At 55.2% G+C, this 18,787-nt stretch carries 18 protein-coding genes and 1 pseudogene; 15 read left to right on the top strand and 4 right to left on the bottom strand.

What is annotated here, in order from left to right; genetic code table 11:
• Nucleotides 1–98 precede the first annotated feature (98 nt).
• On the top strand, nucleotides 99–749 hold the full coding sequence (locus WN53_RS08720) for an isochorismatase family protein (RefSeq protein WP_037412023.1): 651 nt from the start codon (nucleotides 99–101) through the stop codon (nucleotides 747–749).
• Between the two features lie 151 nt (nucleotides 750–900).
• On the opposite strand, the gene WN53_RS08715 is transcribed toward WN53_RS08720, so the two are convergent.
• Together WN53_RS08715 and WN53_RS08710 are read right to left on the bottom strand one after the other, a co-directional pair.
• Nucleotides 901–1,479 carry a LuxR C-terminal-related transcriptional regulator gene (locus WN53_RS08715; RefSeq protein WP_024484441.1) on the bottom strand — a complete coding sequence of 193 codons (579 nt, stop codon included), beginning with the start codon at nucleotides 1,477–1,479 and terminating at the stop codon, nucleotides 901–903.
• Nucleotides 1,480–1,535: 56 nt separating this feature from the next.
• A complete protein-coding gene (locus WN53_RS08710) occupies nucleotides 1,536–1,817 on the bottom strand; it encodes a FaeA/PapI family transcriptional regulator (RefSeq protein ID WP_024484442.1) in 282 nt (93 codons plus the stop codon).
• A gap of 771 nt (nucleotides 1,818–2,588) precedes the next feature.
• Here WN53_RS08710 and WN53_RS08705 point away from each other — a divergent pair.
• The 7 genes from WN53_RS08705 to WN53_RS08675 all read left to right on the top strand — a co-directional run bounded on the left by WN53_RS08705 (nucleotide 2,589) and on the right by WN53_RS08675 (nucleotide 9,656).
• Nucleotides 2,589–3,137 (top strand): fimbrial protein, encoded by a 549-nt coding sequence (locus WN53_RS08705; protein ID WP_024484443.1) that lies wholly within the window; start codon nucleotides 2,589–2,591, stop codon nucleotides 3,135–3,137.
• A gap of 44 nt (nucleotides 3,138–3,181) precedes the next feature.
• Complete coding sequence (locus tag WN53_RS08700) at nucleotides 3,182–3,907, top strand: fimbrial biogenesis chaperone (RefSeq protein ID WP_051346271.1); 726 nt, start codon at nucleotides 3,182–3,184, stop codon at nucleotides 3,905–3,907.
• Nucleotides 3,882–4,442 (top strand): fimbrial protein, encoded by a 561-nt coding sequence (locus WN53_RS08695; RefSeq protein ID WP_024484445.1) that lies wholly within the window; start codon nucleotides 3,882–3,884, stop codon nucleotides 4,440–4,442. The genes WN53_RS08700 and WN53_RS08695 overlap by 26 nt, the downstream gene beginning before the upstream one ends.
• A gap of 7 nt (nucleotides 4,443–4,449) precedes the next feature.
• On the top strand, nucleotides 4,450–5,169 hold the full coding sequence (locus WN53_RS08690; protein ID WP_024484446.1) for a fimbrial biogenesis chaperone: 720 nt from the start codon (nucleotides 4,450–4,452) through the stop codon (nucleotides 5,167–5,169).
• Nucleotides 5,166–5,900, top strand: a complete 735-nt coding sequence (locus WN53_RS08685) for a fimbrial biogenesis chaperone (RefSeq protein WP_024484447.1) — start codon at nucleotides 5,166–5,168, stop codon at nucleotides 5,898–5,900. Before WN53_RS08690 ends, WN53_RS08685 begins: the two co-directional genes overlap by 4 nt.
• 61 nt (nucleotides 5,901–5,961) lie before the next feature.
• Entirely contained in the window at nucleotides 5,962–8,553 is a 2,592-nt protein-coding gene (locus WN53_RS08680; RefSeq protein WP_024484448.1) for a fimbria/pilus outer membrane usher protein, read from the top strand.
• Between the two features lie 224 nt (nucleotides 8,554–8,777).
• Nucleotides 8,778–9,656 carry an adhesin gene (locus WN53_RS08675; RefSeq protein WP_235166957.1) on the top strand — a complete coding sequence of 293 codons (879 nt, stop codon included), beginning with the start codon at nucleotides 8,778–8,780 and terminating at the stop codon, nucleotides 9,654–9,656.
• An 84-nt stretch (nucleotides 9,657–9,740) separates the two neighbouring features.
• On the opposite strand, the gene WN53_RS08670 is transcribed toward WN53_RS08675, so the two are convergent.
• The gene (locus WN53_RS08670) at nucleotides 9,741–9,950 is read right to left on the bottom strand and encodes a hypothetical protein (RefSeq protein ID WP_024484450.1); all 210 of its coding nucleotides are present in this window, start codon (nucleotides 9,948–9,950) and stop codon (nucleotides 9,741–9,743) included.
• A 161-nt stretch (nucleotides 9,951–10,111) separates the two neighbouring features.
• Between WN53_RS08670 and WN53_RS08665 the strand changes: the two genes are divergently transcribed.
• From WN53_RS08665 to WN53_RS08655, 3 genes are all read left to right on the top strand, one after another.
• Nucleotides 10,112–10,819, top strand: a complete 708-nt coding sequence (locus WN53_RS08665) for a GntR family transcriptional regulator (RefSeq protein WP_024484451.1) — start codon at nucleotides 10,112–10,114, stop codon at nucleotides 10,817–10,819.
• An 8-nt stretch (nucleotides 10,820–10,827) separates the two neighbouring features.
• Nucleotides 10,828–11,799 (top strand): sugar phosphate isomerase/epimerase family protein, encoded by a 972-nt coding sequence (locus tag WN53_RS08660; RefSeq protein ID WP_037412024.1) that lies wholly within the window; start codon nucleotides 10,828–10,830, stop codon nucleotides 11,797–11,799.
• A 101-nt stretch (nucleotides 11,800–11,900) separates the two neighbouring features.
• Entirely contained in the window at nucleotides 11,901–13,160 is a 1,260-nt protein-coding gene (locus tag WN53_RS08655) for an MFS transporter (RefSeq protein WP_024484453.1), read from the top strand.
• Between the two features lie 95 nt (nucleotides 13,161–13,255).
• Here WN53_RS08655 and rhuM read toward each other — a convergent pair.
• Nucleotides 13,256–13,867: pseudogene (gene rhuM / locus WN53_RS08650) on the bottom strand (RhuM family protein); the annotation flags it as partial.
• A gap of 300 nt (nucleotides 13,868–14,167) precedes the next feature.
• On the opposite strand from rhuM, the gene WN53_RS08645 reads away from it, so the two are divergent.
• The 4 genes from WN53_RS08645 to tssG all read left to right on the top strand — a co-directional run bounded on the left by WN53_RS08645 (nucleotide 14,168) and on the right by tssG (nucleotide 18,774).
• On the top strand, nucleotides 14,168–14,431 hold the full coding sequence (locus WN53_RS08645) for a PAAR domain-containing protein (protein ID WP_024484455.1): 264 nt from the start codon (nucleotides 14,168–14,170) through the stop codon (nucleotides 14,429–14,431).
• A 90-nt stretch (nucleotides 14,432–14,521) separates the two neighbouring features.
• Nucleotides 14,522–15,982, top strand: coding sequence for a type VI secretion system contractile sheath large subunit (gene tssC / locus WN53_RS08640; protein WP_024484456.1), 1,461 nt, complete (start codon nucleotides 14,522–14,524; stop codon nucleotides 15,980–15,982).
• Between the two features lie 24 nt (nucleotides 15,983–16,006).
• The gene (gene tssF, locus WN53_RS08635) at nucleotides 16,007–17,749 is read left to right on the top strand and encodes a type VI secretion system baseplate subunit TssF (RefSeq protein WP_037412025.1); all 1,743 of its coding nucleotides are present in this window, start codon (nucleotides 16,007–16,009) and stop codon (nucleotides 17,747–17,749) included.
• Entirely contained in the window at nucleotides 17,746–18,774 is a 1,029-nt protein-coding gene (gene tssG, locus WN53_RS08630) for a type VI secretion system baseplate subunit TssG (RefSeq protein WP_037412026.1), read from the top strand. Before tssF ends, tssG begins: the two co-directional genes overlap by 4 nt.
• The last annotated feature ends 13 nt before the right edge of the window (nucleotides 18,775–18,787 follow it).

The following is an 18,787-nucleotide window of genomic DNA, read 5'->3' as shown; positions in this document are numbered from 1 at the left end:
TCTTCCAATCTAGTGGTAAAGATAGCCCCCTGCTAAATTCAAATCTCTTCACCGACAGTAATAATTTCACTTATTCCACAACCTACTGGAGAACGATCATGGCTGAACTCAAGGCGCGTGAGGACGACACTTTGTTGACTCCTGATAACCATGCCCTGTTACTGATTGACCATCAATATCTGCAGCTTCTTGCTGTTCGCTCCCATCCTGCCGACACGGTGGTCAACAATGCTGTCTTGTTGGCAAAATCCGCAAAAATCTTCAAAGTGCCAACCTTACTGACAACTGCCTTTGCAGAACGCCAGGCATTATTTCAGGAGGTTCAGGCTGTCTATCCCGAACAAAAGCCCATCGATCGTACGGGATTAAACGCCTGGGATGATGAACGGGTGCGTCACTGGGTACAAAATACGGGTAAAACCAAACTGGTCATTGCCGGCCTATGGACAGAGGTCTGTCTGAATCTCGCCGTGCAGAGCACTTTGGCTGCCGGATACGACGTCTACATTGTTACCGATGCTTCCGGCGGCGGTAGTGAAGAAGGCCATGAGCGTGGCGTGCAGCGTATGATCCAATCCGGTGCCAAACCGATCACCGCAGCAGTGTACCTAAGCGAGCTTCAACGAGATTGGTCAAGAGAAGAAACAGCGGCTGATGTGGCTAACCTGTTTGCGGAACTTGGCGGCGGTTTTGGCCAAGGATTACGTTGGGAATGGCAATTGCTCGGCCTGAAAGAGGGTACACGTTAGCTGCCTCTGCCAGGGCTTGTTTATGAGTACCAATCAAGCTTTGGTGAGTGCGGGGTGTGGTGCCCCCGCACTAAGTTATAGGGGAAAGGAAGGCCCACACCTGTACCCCTTAAAAAAACAACCATTAGTGCTTTCTCACCCTTAGGTAGCATCATCCCTCTCCCACTGTGCTCCTCGATATGTCCGGGCTGCCTTGCCACAGCCAATGGTACAGATCGTGACTGCGCTGGAATCCCAATTTTCGCATGGATGCCTGCTTATGGGCGCTGACGGTCTTGGTGCTAATCTGCAACTTTCTGGCGATCTGTGTAGGCGATAAGCCTGCTGCTATCGCCTGCAAGACTTCTCGCTCTCGCCGAGTGATCTTTTCGTAGTCAGGTACGCAGGGGGCATTATTATTGAGCTGCACGTCGAACAGCCTATCCAGCAGTTGCATCACCGCCTCGGGTTTATCATTCAGGCCGATTTCTCCCTGTTGATAGGTGACCCCTTCTGTATTTTTTTTCCGTATTAGGAAGATTTGGTAGCGTTGATACCCATCTCCCCTCCAGCTGGCATTGCTCCTGACAATCAGATCCGCAACTTTCAGATGAATAATATCATTGCAATTTGCATGAACAAATAGAGGGGATACTCCCCGGAGATAAAAATACCGTTCAAAAAGGTGGCGAATACCTTGTAAGAAATAGAGATTTTTGCCCCACAGGGCAATAACGATGCGTGAGTTCATATTGACACCTTAACTGCCTGATTCTTTTTAAATGACACCGTTGATGATGTGATACATCATTGGGATATATCCCCACCCCGGGTAGGTGTTGCAATACACCAGCGTAAGCTCTTTTGGTCTGGCACCGATGAGACATGCGCCTTCTTTTTCTTTACCAGTTTCATCAGGTAGTAGCGGGACACATAAATGTTGGTATCACAGTAATCGGCAATATCCCGGGTCTTGGGCCATTTATCTCTAGGTGGCAATGTATCGGGAGGGCAGCAATCAACACGGCTCAACACCTGCAACGCCGTCATAACCTTGTCGAAGGCTGCATTATGTTTCTTATATTTCATTAGGTTAAACCTTTTCTCTTACGAGCTTTCGTGATGAATAAGCCCGTGTTACAGGCCAAAGCCCACTGATCAAAGCGGCAAACGGCATGCAGGTCCTGTTTGCTTGGCTTTCTGAGTGTATTTAATACCACATCGGATGAAATCATTCATAAACGGCACAATAACGAGTTTTAAATCTGACTAAATTAAATTTGCGATATAATACACCGGAAACATAATGATACATACGATAATAACTCGCAATTTAGCCATAAAAACCACCTGCCAAGGCAATTATTGCAAAATCTCTTTATTCATCAAAAAAAACTTTTAAAAAATAAGGTTGACCGTAATAATTCCGGCTTCAATGAGCGGCCGGGAATCATCCTAAAAATATAGCATTACTACTGAGGGATTAATCTGAATGAAAAATCAATATGAAAGATTTTGTTTTCGATTTAGATAATTATAGAGTGCGGAAAACCCTCCATTTCCAGCTCAGCCAAACTGTGTATCCCGTGATGGAAAGACAGCAGCACAACAAGTCTTTCATTCTTGATGGATAGCCAACCTCTCTCAATCCATTAGGGCATAGTCTTGGCTTAAAAAACGCATGGAAATAGCATCAGGATGCTTTGCTCACTTCTTAAAAAACTGACGGTATCAGTAGTGATGATCTTATTGAAGGTGCTTTGTCTGCTCGGACTGTTCAGATAAATGATGGCTCGTGGCTAATAATCCGCTACGAAATGATTTTATTCACTTTTTTAATACGTAAATAAGGAATTCATTATGCGTAAGTCTATTTTTACTCTGGCCCCGGTTGTTGCAGCTTTGTTGGCTGGATCTGGCGTGGCTCAGGCCGCATCTAACGCCCAGATGACCATTACCGCCAACGTTGTCGCAGCGACCTGTGACGTTTCTCTCTCCAACGCTAGCCTGGACCTGGGTAACTACTCCAAAACCGCAATCACCGCAGTCGCCACCCCGGTGACCCAGAGTATAAAAACCTTCACCGTAGGCCTGAGCAACTGTGAAACCCCGGCGGCAGCAGGCGATCAGGCAAGCCTGATCGTCACCGGCCAGACACTAGGGGGCAACCCGAACATCTTTAACAGCACCGGCACCAATACCGGCATCATGTTAAGTGAAGTGACTTCACCAACCACCTACATTACCGCCGGCCAAAAATTATCGGTAGCCAAAGCAGGTGAGACCCCGGAAGCGGGCGATTTCAACACGAAATCCTTGAGCCTGCAGGCTGGTTTGGCCTCTTCGTCTCTCACGCCAGATATCGGTATGGTTAGCGCCCCAATCCTGTTCAGCTTTGCCTACAACTGATGTGTTCCAGCGGGCCGATGGCCCGCCTTTTCAGGATCCGCAATATGACGCGCTTTATCTCCCTGTTTTCGCTGCTAGTGGCCCTGCTGGGTGCACCGTTGGCAGGCTGGTCCGCCGGGTTTGGCATTAATGCCACCCGTCTGATTTATCCTGAAGGGGCCAGCAGTATCAACGTCGCGGTACGCAACACCCTTAACCACGAACCGTATCTGGTACAAACGGCTATCAGCGGTAAACAGGATGCACAGACCACGGCCCCGTTCACCGTGACGCCGCCGCTGTTCCGTCTGGAACCTCAAAGCACCAATCAGTTACGTATCGCCTTTACCGGCCAGCCGCTACCTGACGATCGAGAGTCGGTGTTTTATTTGCATGCCACAGCGATCCCGGCCAGTACGCAAAGGGATCCGGCTCAACAACGTAATGACGTGCAGGCCCAGCTGCGTTTCGGCGTGGGCAACATTATCAAGCTGTTCTACCGGCCTGCGAGCCTGAGCGGCTCCTCTGCCGCCGCCCAAAAAGAGTTGCAGTTCTCCCGCGTGGCTGGCGGGCTGAAGGTGACCAATCCCTCTCCCTATTTTGTCAGCCTGGCCGACTTGAAGGTGGGGGGGCAACAACTGGCCTTGGACACGCCGGCTGCACTAATGCTCCCCCCTTTCGGCAACCATATCTGGCCGGTTAAAACTCCGTTAGCAACCGGCAAACGGGTGCAGTGGCAGACCATTAATGATACCGGGGGCACCGATGCGTTCAGCGCAACGTTACCTTAAGGCCGCGCTGGCTGTAATGCTGGCCGGTGGTGGAGCGGTATCCGCCCCGGTGCAGGCCGTGACGCTGGATTTCTCCGCCGTGCTGACCAATGGCACCTGCACGCTCAGCCTGGATAAAAGCACACTGCCTTTGGGTGTCATCGCTAAATCCCAGCTGCGCCCAAACCAGCTGGTTGCTCCACAGCCCTTTACCCTGTCCGTGCAGGATTGCACCGGCTCTGCAGGCGGCAGCCTCAAGCCTGTAGTGACTATCGCCGGCACCGGCACCACCCAAGACAGCAAATGGCTGTTTCGCAATGCCGGATCGGCGGCGAATACCGGGATCTTGGTCATCCAGAGTGCCACCGTGCCGGACTACAGCCAGCCCGAAGTCAAAAACAACAGCGTGATTTCACTGGCGAACCCCGGACAGATACCCGTCAACCAGACGTTCACCTTTTATGCCGGTGCCAGTTGTGGCGGCAGCACCGGGTGTGCCACGGTCGCGACCGGTGACGTGACGGCCACGCTGATGTTTACGTTTCTCTATCAGTGAGGGCCCGATGACACAGCGATTTCATCAGGTGCTAGCAAGCCTGCTGCTCACTTTCAGCCTGTCTACACAGGCCGGGAGCGGCGGCATCAGCCTGGGGCAGACACGCGTTATTTTTTCTTCAGCGGATAAAGCGCAAACCCTCACCGTCAGCAATAGCGGGCAACAGGCTTATCTGGTCCAGGCCCGAGTGCAAAACGGCCTGGACGATACAACCCCCGCGCCGTTTATCGTTACGCCACCGCTGTTCTCGCTGCAAGGCGATAGCCGCCAACTGCTACGGCTATTGCCGCAGGGTGCCACGCTGCCCACCGACCAGGAATCCCTGTTTTATCTCTCTATCTCGGCCATGCCTGCACAGGCTGAGCCCGTAACGGCGGCCGATCGGCTGTCGGTAGGGGTACGTTTCGTGATCAAGCTGTTTTATCGCCCGCAAGGGTTGGCGTTACCCGCGGACAACACCCCTTGCCGACTGACGTTCAAGCGTGAAGCGCACGGCGTGCGGGCCATCAATCCCACCGGCTATTTTCAGACCCTGGGGATGCTGGCCGTTGACGGGCATACCGTGGCGTTAGACCAACAACCGGCGATGGTGCCTCCGCACAGCAGTATCACCCTGGCCGTTGACGGGCCGCTGAATAAGGTGGCCTGGCAGACGCTCACCGACTATGGCGGACTCTCCCAGTCCTGCCAGCAGACAGGCTCAGCCTCCACGGAGACCACACCATGAAATACCCGATTTATCTTCTGATGGGCCTATGCCTGTTGGTCAACAAAATGGGCCTGGCACAGGCTCAGGACAACGCCTCGCCGGGGATTTCTTTTTACGTACTGCGGGTGATTTACCCGGCGGGCGAAAAGCAGGGCGTAACGTTGACCGCCTACAACAAAAGCCCGGCGCCGTACCTGATGCAGTCATGGATCCGGCCGGTCGATCCGGCCACCGGAGACGTCGATCTGAACTGGCATGGCACCCCGGTGATGCCGTTTATTGTCACGCCGCCGCTGGCTCGCCTGGAAGCGAACGGTGAACTGGCGCTGCGTATCCGGCGCAACGATATGCCGCTGCCTAACGACCGCGAATCGGTGTTTTTTATCTCCATGAAGGCGCTGCCCACCCAACAGCCCGACGCTGAGCAGATGGTGATGACGGTCGTGAGCAATATCAAACTGTTTTACCGCCCGGCGGGATTGGTGAAACGCGCCGTGGCAGACATGGCCCCGAAGCTGACCTTCAGCCGGGCAGGCGACCAATTGACAGCAACCAACCCGACCCCCTACTGGCTCACCTTCTCCCGCCTGGCGGTGGGGAATGTGGCGTTGGACAAACCGGCTCTGCGCCTGATGGTGCCGCCTTTCGGCAAGCAGTCTTACACCCTGCCCGCCACCGCGAGCGGGAAAGTCAGCTGGCAGCTGATTGATGAAGATGGCTGGGATACCCCGGTTGCCCAACAGGATTGACGATTTCTCCCTTCCTGGCGCGTTACGGGGAGCCACGTTCTTTCAGACGGATAGGATAACCATGAAAATTCACCCTCTTGCCCTTGCTCTTTCCCCACTCCTGGTGGGCAGCGCATTGATTGCAGGCACGTCTCCAGCCTGGGGCCGCGACTACTTTGACCCAGCGCTGTTGTCGCTGGGTGGTGGCCTGGAAGCCGTCACCGACCTGAGTGCGTTTGAAAGCGCCGGACAGACCCCTCCGGGAACTTATCTGGTAACGGTGCTGGTCAACCGTAGCGAACGTGGCCAATACCGCGTCGTGTTCACCCCGGGTGACAAGGGCCAGGTCAGCCCGGAATTGACTCCGGCCTTTCTGGCGGAGATGGGGATCAATACCTCCGCATTGCCCGCTTTTGGCGGGTTGCCGGTCGACAAGCCAGTCAGTGACCTGACCACCCTGATCCCTGATGCCCGGGTGCACTTTGATTTTCAGCAACAGCGCCTGGAACTCAGCATTCCCCAGGTAGCGATGAAGCCGGACGCCAGCAGCGTGGTTAACCCTGCGCTATGGGACCAGGGCATGAGCGCGTTTTTACTCAACTATACCCTCAACGGCGGGCGCAGCCGCCAAGACGGACAATCGGGCCAATCCACCAGCGAACAGTCCAACTTGTTCCTTGGGCTGCACAGCGGATTGAACTGGCAGGCCTGGCGCCTGCGCAGTGACATGACCTACACCTACAATAACAGCCGCACTGGCTATGGCGACACGCAACGCAACCAGCAAACCCGTTTCTCAAATACCTATCTGCAACGCGATATCCAGGCCTGGCGTTCGGATGTGCTGGCTGGGGAGAACAACACCGGCAATGACGTTTTCGACAGTATTCCGTTTCGCGGAGTGAAATTGAGCTCCAGCGAAGACATGCTGCCGCTCAGCCTGCGGGGATTTGCCCCGGTGATCAGCGGCATTGCGCAGAGCAACGCACGGGTTACCGTCAGCCAGAACGGTAACGTGGTGTACCAGGCGTATGTCGCCCCGGGGCCGTTTCGGATTAATGACCTGTACCAGACCGGGCAAGGGGGAGACCTGACGGTCACGGTGACCGAAGCGGATGGCAGCGTACGTACCTGGACCCAGGCCTTCTCTGCTCTGCCGGTGATGCAACGTCCGGGTGGGTTGAAGTATGAACTGACCGCCGGGCGCTACAACGGCGGCATCACCACCGGCTCCAGAGAGGCCCATTTTGCGTTGGGTACCCTGATTTACGGGCTGCCCCATGACATCACGTTGTACGGCGGCGGGCTGATAGCGGAGAAATACGCCTCGGCGGTGGCGGGCAGCGGGATTTCGCTGGGGGATTTCGGCGCCATGTCGGCAGACGTGACCCTCTCATCGGCCCGCATGTATGACGAAAGACAGAGCGGCCAGTCATACCGGGTACGTTATGCCAAAAGCCTGCTCAGCACGGGCACCTCAGTGGATCTGACGGCTTATCGTTACTCCACCCGGTACTATTACAACTTTGCCGACTTCAACAACAGCGGTTATCAGCTCAGTGAAGGCCAGGTGCCCTGGGCACTGGCCCGACAGCGTTCGGATTTCCAGGTGCGGGTAACCCAGCAACTGGGGGATTTTGGATCGCTGTACCTGTCGGGGGCGCGCAGTGATTACTGGGGCGATGAGCAGGTGAACAACACCCTGTCGGCGGGTTACACCGGCAGTTGGCACGGCGTGAGCTATGGCCTGGCCTACAGCGTTGACCGGATAAAATCCGACGGGGATTGGCCACAGAACCGCCAGTTGGCGTTCAATATGCAGGTACCGTTCAGCCTGTTCAGCGCGCAGCCTGCCCTCAATCGCAGCTACGCCAGCTACCAGATGACGCATGACAGTGAAGGCCGTGTGCGGCAACAGGTGGGGGTGAGCGGCTCGGCGGCGGAAGACCGCCTTTCCTACAGCCTGATGCAGGGGTGGAGTAACAACAACCAGAGTGGCAACGGGGGTAGCACCAGCAACCTGAATCTGGGTTGGCAGGGGAGCCAGGGCATGGTCAGCGCCGGGTACAGCCACAGCAGCCGCTATAACTCGCTGAATGTGAGTGGTAACGGGGGGCTGGTAGTCCACCCCAACGGGGTGACGCTGAGCCAGCAACTGGGCACCTCGGTGGCAGTGGTTCGCGCACCGGGCGCTGCCGGGGTGAGCGTAATGAACGGCGGCGTCCGTACCGACAGCCGCGGGTATGCGGTGGTGCCGTACCTGTCGCCTTACCAGAACAACACGGTGAGCCTGAACCCGTCGACGCTGCCGGAAGATGTCGACCTGCCGCAGAGCAGCACCAATGTCTACCCCACCAAAGGGGCGGTGGTAGCGGCCACGTTTACGCCTCGCACCGGCTATCAGGCGCTGATAACCCTGACCCAGGCTGGCATACCGGCACCCTTCGGCACGCTGGTGACACTGGACGGAGAAGGAGCGGAGATCAACAGCGGCATCGTGGGTGATGCCGGCCAGGTGTACCTGAGCGGGTTGCCGGAACAGGGAAAATTGCGCGCGGTGTGGGGCCGTGGGGCTGCACAGCAGTGCCTGGCCCACTTCAACCTGAGCAAGGCAGCAGTATCAGCAAACAATCCGGTGCGCATGCTGAATGTGCAATGTGAGGAAGGACAGTGATAAAACAACGTTTAATAAAGACCGCATCATGCGGTATCGCCAGCATAGCCTTAATCATGCCCCTTGCGGCCCCCGTTCTGGCGGAAACCATCACCATCGGCAAGGGTACGGGGATCCTATGGGAGGGCATGCCGTTTAACGCGACATTGAGTGGCCCTCTCGATCATCCACAACTGAATCCCATATACGGACTCTTGTCAGTCTCTAGGTCATCGACCCGGTGTATGGCCTCAAATGAATTGAAAAACATTGGTGGCTATTTGGCCTTCCCACTGACCGGGGTACCTGGAGTCGGATTGATGCCTCGGGCCTCGGGTAGCGCCACTTATACCCTAAGTAACAATTCTCAGGGGAAGTTGACTGGCACCATTGGCCAGCCGGAAACCAGAGGCTCCTCAACGTCACAAGGGAATATTACCTCGCCACCAAACTATACATGGTGCCTGCCCCCTGCCATGTCGATAAATACGGCATTTTACTCGAGTTCGGGCTCTCGTACGGCAACGCTCTCAGGTTCCTGGGTACTGGTGGCGGACGGTACCCAACGAGCTGGTGAGGGCTCGATTCCACCGATGTATTTTGGCAGCTTTTCTACCACTCCCTCGGGGGATAGAACCGTCTCTATACTGCCCACCAATATTTCCCTGCGCATCTCTACGCTGGAATGTAGCGTGAATACCCCGACAGCCATTAACTTTGGATCGGTCATTCGCAATACCCAGGCCAATGCAGAACTGGCGGTGAAGCCAGTACAACTGGTTGCCACCTGCGGGCAGCCTACTGACCAGATAAATGCCAATATCAATCTGCAGTTCCGCGCCATCAGCGGCCTGTACAACAGTGCACCCTCACGGCTGGCATTAAACCAGGGGGGAGGCTATATCACCGGGGAAATTGATAACGGGGTGACAGGCAGTGGCGACTGCAAGGCCACAACCGGCCTACGCTTTGATAACGCCCTCATAAAACTGGGCAGTATCACCAGTGCGGAAAGCAGCAAAACCTTGACCAATCAGCTCACCTGGCGACTGTGCTCGGGAGGCAGTAACGTGCCAATCGGTGCGGTCACGGCCTCTACGGAAATGCTGGTGACGTTTAACTGAGCCGCATTTGGCGCTGCAGACGGTTGGGTAGTTTTCCAGCCGTCCAGCGTATTGAGGCTGACGTCTACCTACCCTGCACCTTGCTCAATCCTCTGTGCAGATCATCAGCGTTTGATTGGGCAAAGAAAGGAGATAGTCCCAGGTATTCACTCTGCTGATTTTCAATTTGATGTTATCGTATTTTAACACCTTGAAAATATTGATAAGTTCAGGATTCCGTTCTCCCATATGGATAGCGTAATAACCTGCCTCTTTTTTCCGGCTAGTTGAATGTTGGTCCAGCCCGCCTTCCATGCCGAAGCCTCATGACACCAATAACGTTTATAACGACAAATCCCCTGGATTCTGCGAGAGAGTTCACAATTCAATCGCTAGCCCACAGCGCGCCCATTGTCATCATTGCGGACTGAGAGTAACGTTGCCTGCAATCTGGTTTAAACCAAATGGGTTAATTCATGGAAAACACCTCAACCGTAGAACTGGCGAAGCACCGGCTCAATGAGTGGCTGAGCCAAGGGGTTGTCGCCCCAGGGAGCAAGCTGCCTTCTGAGCGCGAACTGGAAGAGCTGCTGGGGATTAAGCGCATGACGTTGCGCCAGGCGCTACTGTTTCTGGAAGGCGAATCGAAGATCTTTCGTAAGGATCGTCGCGGCTGGTTTGTTGCGTTGCCGCGCTTTAATTACAGCCCTAATAGCTCCACCAGCTTCAAACAGGCCGCAATGGAACAAGGGCGTTTGCCTTCCTGGGGCTATCTGGCAAAAGAGTGCGTTCGCACTGCGCCAGCGGAGATTTTGTCCCTGCTTGAAGTTGAAGAAGGCGCTGAGCTTTACAAGATCTGCGGCTGGGGAGCATTGGATAGCCACAAGGTGTTCTACCACGAAACCTATATCAATACGCAGGTTGCACCTGGTTTTATCGATGAACTGGGTGAGCGCTCGTTTGCGGAAGTCTGGGCGACAACCTTTGCCAAAAAAACGCACACCCGGCATCTGGAATTTAAACCTACCCGCCTTTCGGGCGGAGCCAGCCAAGGGATGGGCGGTACTGTGGGTACCCCTTCCATACGGGTTAAAAAATATCGCGCCGATGAACAAAACCGCATCGTGCAGATCGATATCGAGCATTGGCGTTTTGAGTCCGTGGAATTTTTTATCGACCTATAGGGAACATCATGGATCGTTTACAAGCGAACAAGATTTTGCAGCGTGTAGCGGATATTCCACTGTATCTGCATGCCTACGCATTCCATCTGAATATGAGAATGGAAAAGATATTACCTGAGGATCTGTTGGATATTGCCAGCCAGCAACGGTTGAAGGGCGTGAAGATCCACGTGCTTGACGGTGAGAGCCAATCTTTAGGCTGCGCGAGCGATGAGCAGTTGAGCCGTTTTGGTGACAAGGCACGCCAGCTAGGGCTGGATGTGCATATCGAAACCAGCGCCTCCGATGCCAAAACCCTCGATCAGGCGGTGGCTATTGCCCTCAAATCCGGCGCTTCATCCGTCCGATTCTATCCACGTTATGAAGGGCATCTGGATGACGTGATGGTGAAAATTGCACAAGATATTCAGTATATTAAACAAAACTACCAGCATAGCGGCCTCAGCTTTACGCTCGAACAGCATGAAGATTTGAAAAGCCACGAGTTGATGAGCCTGCTGGCCAAAGCGGACTTCCCCCAGCTTTCGTTACTGTTTGATTTCGCCAATATGATCAACGCCAACGAAGAGCCTCTCCCTGCCTTAGCCGCGATGGCCAGCCAAATCACGCAGGTGCATATTAAAGATGCGGTGATCACCCACGAAGTTAACGGGTTAGGCCATAAAGCCTGTATCTCAGGGCAAGGGGATTTGCCATTCAAGGAGTTGCTGTTGCAGCTTATTTGCCTGGGTGAAAACCAACCGCAGGTTATGGCTTATGGCCTGGAGGAAGAAGTGGACTACTATGCGCCACCGTTCCGCTTTGACGGTGAAGATCACAATCCGTGGATACCTTGGCGAGAAATGAGCGAAACCCCGCTTCCCGAGCAAGATATAGACCTAAGACTGGATAAAGAGCTAAGCGACGCATTACAGCAAATAAATTACGTCCGTGAAATCCTCAGTGAATTAAAACAGGATGCATTAGCCGTATTGAAATAATTTTAATTTTACCAACCCAGGGCGAAGCATCTCATTTGAGATGGGATGACGCTATCTACAACTGTCAATAACACCACGATATCCAGTGGTGAGGTGGAACTATGCTAACAAAAAAGAAGTGGACTATATTTAGTCTGTTAGTTCTATGCGGTGGGACCATTTATAAACTGCCTTCATTAAAAGATGCCTTTTATGTTCCGATGCAAGAGTACTTCCATCTTACCAATGGTGAAATTGGTAATGCGATGTCGGTTAACTCCATCGTCACTACCATAGGTTTCTTTTTATCTATCTATATTTCCGATCGTTTACCCCGCCGGTTTACCATGTCTTTCTCATTGATTGCGACAGGGTTATTGGGCGTTTATTTATCTACCATGCCGGGCTACTGGGGCATACTGTTTGTCTGGGCGCTGTTTGGTGTCACCTGCGATATGCTCAACTGGCCGGTGTTGTTGAAGTCGGTCAGTTTGCTGGGTGACAATACTCAGCAAGGGAGGCTGTTTGGCTTCTTCGAAACCGGGCGCGGCATTGTCGATACGGTGATTGCCTTCAGTGCGCTGGCCGTTTTCGCCTGGTTCGGTGGCGGCTACTTAGGATTTAAGGCGGGTATTCTGTTTTACTCCTCCATTGCCATTCTGGTAGGCGTTATCCTTTTCTTTGCAATGAAAGGCAACGCGGAGGAACCCGTGACAAAAGATGAGCAGGACAAAACGGAAAAAGCCGGCTTCGGCAGTATATTAAAGAATAAAACGGTGTGGCTCATCGCCTTTAGCGTGTTCTGTGTTTACGCCGTGTATTGTGGCCTCACCTTCTTTATTCCGTTCTTAAGTAATATCTATGCATTGCCTATCGCGCTGGTTGGCGCTTATGGGATCATTAATCAATACTGCCTGAAAATGGTGGGTGGGCCGATCGGCGGTTTAATTGCCGACAAGGTTTTGCAATCGCCGAGTAAATATCTGTTTTATACCTTTATTATCAGCGCGATTTTCCTGCTGGTGCTGATTGTCCTGCCCCATGAGCAGATGCCAGTTTATTTAGGCATGATGTGTACCTTGGTGTTCGGTGCAGTGATATTTACTCAGCGGGCGGTGTTCTTTGCCCCCATTGGTGAAGCAGGGATCAGTGAGAAAAACACCGGTGCAGCGATGGCGCTGGGTAGCTTCATTGGTTACGCGCCAGCCATGTTTTGCTACAGCCTGTATGGCCACGTGTTGGACGCCAACCCGGGGATCGTGGGCTACCAGATTGTCTTTGGTTTAATGGCGGTGTTTGCCTGTGCCGGGATTTGCGTTTCGGCCCTGCTGATCAAGAATATTCGTCAAAAACGCCAGCCTGAAGCGTTGCCATCTGCGTAACTTATCAATTTTAAATCAATTGGTTGCGCAATAAGTACTTCCCCTCACCCCAACCCTCTCCCAAAAGGAGAGGGAGCCGTCCTGCATTGTGTTGAGGTACAGACAAAATGTAGCTTGTTCTGGATAGTTTGAAAAAACTGCGAGGTCTCTTTGAGTGAGGGCTGGTAGTCGGCGGCTAGCGCAAAGATCTCCCGCACCCGCAAATAAACCCGGCGCTCGCTGGCGCGGATATCGCGGATGCGTTCCAGCATCTCGTCGAAATAGTCAGGTACAGCCGATGTGCCAACGGGCGGATTTTTCAGCCGCTCGTCATCCATCACGAAGCCTTTGATCAGGTATTCCTGGAGGGTTTGGGTGGCCCACTGGCGGAATTGGGTGCCTCTGGCTGATCGGACGCGGTAGCCAACAGCGAGTATGGCCTCAAGGTTGTAGTGTTCGATCTCCCTGGAGACCTGGAGAGTTCCCTCCTGACGAACTATCCGGAATTTCCGGATGGTTGCATTTTGCTCAAACTCGCCTTCTTTGTAGATATTGATGAGGTGTTCATTGATGGTTCGAACGTCTTTGTCATACAGCTCGGCCATCGACGCTTGGGATAGCCAGAGCGTTTCCGCTTCAAACCGACATTCAACCCGGGTACTCCCATCTGCGCTTTTAAACAGCAGAAATTCCCCGGCAGGAGCCTGAGGTAAATATTCATTTGTCATGCAGCCTCCGTTTTTATCTGACTGACATTACGGCCATTCGCTTAGTATGCCAGAGATAGCTGTTAGAGCTCATTACACGAATGGCGTTTATTTTGCATGCAGCCACGCAGAAACAACTGCTGACCTCGTCCTGGCTAAGGTCATGCAATGGTCGCTTTATCAATGCCTCCAGATTGATGCTAAAAGATCTCCCTTTATCCCTATGCGGCTCACAGATTCATTACTCGCCGTTATATTTCGACTTCTTTCAAATGTATACATCCTGTAATCTATTAAGAAAATACTAACTATGGTGGGCGTATGGCAGGGAAAGCCGTGATTTTACAAGGCGACAAAACCTCTCATGGTGGAGTCGTGTTACAGGGATCGTCAGTGATGCAGTTCTGCGGAACAAACGTAGCGCTGGTGGGACACTTGGTTTCCTGCCCGCTATGCAAAGGGGTTTTTCCCATTGTCACTGGCGCAGAAACCGCACTGGTCGGTGGGGTGCCTGTGGCGCTGGAAGGCATGAAAACCGCCTGCGGGGCCGCCCTTATTGCTTCACAACATGAATGTAATGCCTGACGGCAACGTCGTTCAGCGCTAATCACTCCGCCAGAAGCGGCAGAGTCGCAAAATAATGGACAAGACTCTTTACCAGGGAGCAAGGATGCCGTGGCTACGTTAGATACGCTACAGACCGATTCAGACATTTCCCCACCGCGCACCTCACTCGCCGCTGGGCTACTTGCAACGCTGCATGGCAGTGAATATGCGGTGAGCCACGCGGATATCGCATTGTTGCTGCGCGCCCTGCCGGAACAAGGCCGTGGCGTCACCCTCAACATTCTGCTGATTGATCGCCTGCTGCGGGAACTGGATCGGCGCCTGAGTGCCCAGATGGATGCCATCCTGCATGCTCCGGCGTTTCAGCGCCTGGAATCGACCTGGCGCGGGCTGGCCCTGCTGGTCGATAACATTCCGTTTCACGAGAACATTCAGCTGACGCTGCTCCATGCCACTCAGGAAGAGCTGCTGGCGGATTTCGAATTCTCCCCAGACATTACTTCCTCGGGCTATTACCAGCATGTCTATTCGGCAGGCTACGGCCAGTTTGGTGGGGTGCCGGTAGCAGCGGTGATTGGCTGCTATGATTTCACCCCCGGTGCCGCCGATATCAAACTGCTGCACTACCTCAGCGTGGTCAGCGCCATGGCGCACGCGCCGTTTCTTTCGGCGGCAGACGCCACCTTCTTCGGCGTTGATTCATTGGCCGACCTGCCCGCCATTCTTGATTTGGATGCGGTCATGGCTGCACCGACACATCTGCGCTGGCAGGCACTCAGAGCTACTCCGGATGCCCGCTATTTGGGGCTGACCGTGTGCCGTTTCTTGCAGCGTGAGCCTTATACCCCGGCGTCACAGCAGGTCCGGCAATTTGTCTATCAGGAACAGATTGCAACACATCAGCACCTGCTGTGGGGCAACAGCGCCTTTTTACTGGCGCTCTGCCTGGCGGGCAGCTTTGCCCGTTATCGCTGGTGCCCGAATATTATCGGGGCGGAGAGCGGCGGAGCGTTCCGTAACCTGCCCGCTCGCTACTATGCGGCGCTGGGGCGTTGGCAAGAGAAGATCCCAACCGAGACGCTGCTATCGGACCAGTGGCAGTACCGCTTGTCGATGGCCGGGTTTATTCCGCTTGGGGTGCGCAAGCAAGGGCAGGACGTGGTGTTTTATTCGGCCAACTCAATCCAGTCGCCGCAATATACCGACCTTACGCCTGAAGGGATGAACGCCCGAGTCAATGACCAACTGGGGGCGCAACTGCCTTACCTGTTTATCATCACCCGGCTGGCGCACACCATCAAAGTGCTGCAGCGTGAACGGCTGGGTAGCTGGCGCAATCGGGGAGACCTGCAGCATCAGCTCAACAACTGGTTAAAACGCTTTGTCTCCGATCAGGAGAACCCACCAGCCAGCGTACGCAGCCGCCGCCCGTTACGCGCTGCACGCATTGAGGTGCAGGAAGTCGCGAATGATCCCGGCTGGTATCTGACACAGCTGCATGTGCAGCCGCATTTCAAACACATGGGCTCCAACTTCGTCCTCGCCTTGACCGGGCGCCTGGATAAATAATCTCCAAGACAGGATGTCTTCAGCATGAACCGGGATAAACATCGGCCATTCCCTCCAGCCCGTCGGCGCAAAGCGCTACACCAGGCTGCCGAGGTGCTGCAACAAACACATGCCCCGCTGGTTTCCTTCCTGACCGCACCCAACCACGACCCCGATGTGGAGCGGCAATTGGAGGGCATGGCCTGGATGACCGGGCAGTTAGAGGGGCAGTTGGCAGACCAGCTACCGAACCTCACCCACCATATGCTGGCCCTGCTGTGGCCCTATTTTCTGCGGCCCACCCCGAGCATGACCGTGCTGGAATGGCAGCAGGATTACCTGTCGGATCCCGCGCAGGCTTGCCCCCAGATCGCCAAGGGGGCCACGGTGGTCAGTATCCCGCTGCCGGTGACAACCGGTAAGGAAACGCTGCGGTGCCATTTTCGCACCTGCCGTGATACCCGGCTGTGGCCGTTACAGGTGCAGGCGGTAAGCCGCGAGCAACGGCACGGCCATGATAGCCTGTGCCTGCAACTGGTCACCACGGCGGATCCGCCGCTGGATCTCACTAGCCTGAACGGCCTGCGGCTGTATCTGGGGGAAGACCTGCACACCGGGCAACAGCTGCATTTGTGGCTGAGTGAATACCTGAGCCACGCCACGCTGGAAGTGGGGGGAAAGACATGGCCGCTGCCTGAGCTGGCGCTCACCCCGGTCGGTTTCAACGACGAAGAGGCGCTGTTGCCGTGGCCACAGAATGCCGACCCCGGCTATCGCCTGCTGCAGGAGCACGCCTGTTTCCCCAACGCCTTTTTATTTATGGACGTGACGGGCTTCCCTAGCCTACCTCCGCTATCGGCCTCTCACGGCTTTACCCTGCGGTTCACCTTCTCCCGGCCTTTACCGTCCGCCCTGGTTATCAACCGCCAGACGGTGCGCCTGCATTGCACGCCCGCCATCAACCTGTTTAGCCACTACGCTGACGGGGTCAGCCTCGATGGCACGCAGTCAGAGCTGCCGTTATTCCCCAGCGTGCGCCATCCCGAGGATTACGACGTGTTCTCGGTAGATGAAGTGACCGGCGTATCAGCCCTGAGTGATACCCCCCGCCACTATGCGCCGTTTGAGCGTTTCAGCCAGCAACAAGACGCGGGGTATTACCACGTGCGGGTCACATCGTCGCCCGTGGGGGGCTTGAACCATCACCTGGCGTTGATCCGCCACGGTGAAAACCTGGACAACCTACCGCTGGAATCGGTGTCCGTACGGCTGACGTGCAGCCACCGCCGCTTGCCGTTGCACCTGAAAGTAGGAGAACTCCGTCAACCGGCCACCGGCTGCCCACCGGGGGTTCGTGTGCACAATATCACCCGCCCGTCGGTCCCCCTTAGTCCGAGGTTGGATGCCACCTTGCAGGCGGCCCTGCTGCGCAATCTCTCATTGAACAGCCGCTCGTTGCTGACGCTGACGGCGCTGCGGCAGGTGTTGAGCGCCTGCGATCTGCCCGCCTGGCACAGTGAACTGGCGGCAGGCGTCTCCCGGCGGCGCATGGCGGGGTTACTCAGCCTGACCGTACGCCCGGCTGAACGCCATATCGACGGAGTGCCGATCGATGGCCTGGCCTCGGTGCTTACGGTGCGGCTCCAAGGGGCGTTTGACTCGGAAGGCGAGCTCTATCTGTATGGCCGGGTACTGGCACGGTTCCTGGCCCAGCGTGCCAGCGTCAACCATTTCCATACCCTTACCGTGGTTAACCAAGATAATCAGGAGTCTTACCGCTTTCTATGATCCCTAGTGCAGAGCAGGAGCAGCAGCTCCAGGTTATCGCCGATAACGTTAGCCAGTATGACTTCTACCGCCTGGTGGAAGGGCTGAACCGTCTGGCGGGCATCGATCCGGCCCGCACGCTCGGCCTGCCGCCGAACCGGGAAGCGTTGCGCTTTACCGCCGCTGCCGGATTGGGCTTTGCCGCCAGTGATGTGGTGGCGTTACAACATGAACCAGGTGGGCCGCTGCGCCTGGAGGTGAGCTTTCTGGGCCTGCAAGGCAGCCAGTCGCCCTTGCCCTATTACTATCTGGATGACATTGCCGGGAGCACGGCGCAGGGAGAAACGCGGCTCAACGATTTTCTGGCGGTGTTCAACCATCGGCCCCTATCGTTGGCGCACCAGATTTGGCGCAAATACCGCTATGAGATCACCTTTAAACCGGGGGGCCGCGATGCCACCTCGGGGCGTATTTTTGCCCTGATAGGCCTGGGCCATCCGCAGACGCGAGAGCAGTTGGGTATCAACGCCGAAGCCATGCTGGCCTACGCCGGTCTGCTGGCCTCACCGGGCCGTTCGCCGGAGGTGATCGCTCGCCTGGTCGGCCACTTCTTTTCACTCCCGGACGTGACGGTGCAGTCTTGCATGCCCCACGTCATGACGTTGAGTGACGAGCAGCAAAATCGCCTGGGGCAGGTCACCGCCGTACGCGGGCAACGCCATCAACCCCGTTCGCTACTGGGGGGCAACTTTGTGATCGGTAGCCGGATGCGCGATCGCAGCGTCAAATTTCAGCTGTCGATCAATGAGCTCACGCAAGAACAGTACCTGTCGTTTTTGCCTGACGGTAAGCAGCACCGCCTGCTGGTCAATTTTGTCGAGTACATCCTGCGCGAACCGCTGGTCTGGGATCTGCGCCTGACGCTGGCACGGCATCAGGCCGGGGGGCTGAAGCTCGGCGACGCACAACGGACCCAGTTGGGGTGGACCACCTTTGTGGGGCAACCCGAAGAGAAACCCTACACCCTGTTGCCTGTGCGCAGGTAGCCAACGTCAAGGA

Source organism: Serratia fonticola (assembly GCF_001006005.1).
Lineage (GTDB): Bacteria > Pseudomonadota > Gammaproteobacteria > Enterobacterales > Enterobacteriaceae > Chania > Chania fonticola.
Note: the sequence above shows the minus strand (reverse complement) of the source record. Positions and strands in the feature narration are given on the sequence as shown.

Coding starts and splice junctions, on each gene's coding strand:
- WN53_RS08720 (WP_037412023.1), top strand. CDS start 99: ATGGCTGAACTCAAGGCGCGTGAGGACGACACTTTGTTGACTCCTGAT.
- WN53_RS08715 (WP_024484441.1), bottom strand. CDS start 1,479: ATGAACTCACGCATCGTTATTGCCCTGTGGGGCAAAAATCTCTATTTC.
- WN53_RS08710 (WP_024484442.1), bottom strand. CDS start 1,817: ATGAAATATAAGAAACATAATGCAGCCTTCGACAAGGTTATGACGGCG.
- WN53_RS08705 (WP_024484443.1), top strand. CDS start 2,589: ATGCGTAAGTCTATTTTTACTCTGGCCCCGGTTGTTGCAGCTTTGTTG.
- WN53_RS08700 (WP_051346271.1), top strand. CDS start 3,182: ATGACGCGCTTTATCTCCCTGTTTTCGCTGCTAGTGGCCCTGCTGGGT.
- WN53_RS08695 (WP_024484445.1), top strand. CDS start 3,882: ATGCGTTCAGCGCAACGTTACCTTAAGGCCGCGCTGGCTGTAATGCTG.
- WN53_RS08690 (WP_024484446.1), top strand. CDS start 4,450: ATGACACAGCGATTTCATCAGGTGCTAGCAAGCCTGCTGCTCACTTTC.
- WN53_RS08685 (WP_024484447.1), top strand. CDS start 5,166: ATGAAATACCCGATTTATCTTCTGATGGGCCTATGCCTGTTGGTCAAC.
- WN53_RS08680 (WP_024484448.1), top strand. CDS start 5,962: ATGAAAATTCACCCTCTTGCCCTTGCTCTTTCCCCACTCCTGGTGGGC.
- WN53_RS08675 (WP_235166957.1), top strand. CDS start 8,778: ATGGCCTCAAATGAATTGAAAAACATTGGTGGCTATTTGGCCTTCCCA.
- WN53_RS08670 (WP_024484450.1), bottom strand. CDS start 9,950: ATGGAAGGCGGGCTGGACCAACATTCAACTAGCCGGAAAAAAGAGGCA.
- WN53_RS08665 (WP_024484451.1), top strand. CDS start 10,112: ATGGAAAACACCTCAACCGTAGAACTGGCGAAGCACCGGCTCAATGAG.
- WN53_RS08660 (WP_037412024.1), top strand. CDS start 10,828: ATGGATCGTTTACAAGCGAACAAGATTTTGCAGCGTGTAGCGGATATT.
- WN53_RS08655 (WP_024484453.1), top strand. CDS start 11,901: ATGCTAACAAAAAAGAAGTGGACTATATTTAGTCTGTTAGTTCTATGC.
- WN53_RS08645 (WP_024484455.1), top strand. CDS start 14,168: ATGGCAGGGAAAGCCGTGATTTTACAAGGCGACAAAACCTCTCATGGT.
- tssF (WP_037412025.1), top strand. CDS start 16,007: ATGAACCGGGATAAACATCGGCCATTCCCTCCAGCCCGTCGGCGCAAA.
- tssG (WP_037412026.1), top strand. CDS start 17,746: ATGATCCCTAGTGCAGAGCAGGAGCAGCAGCTCCAGGTTATCGCCGAT.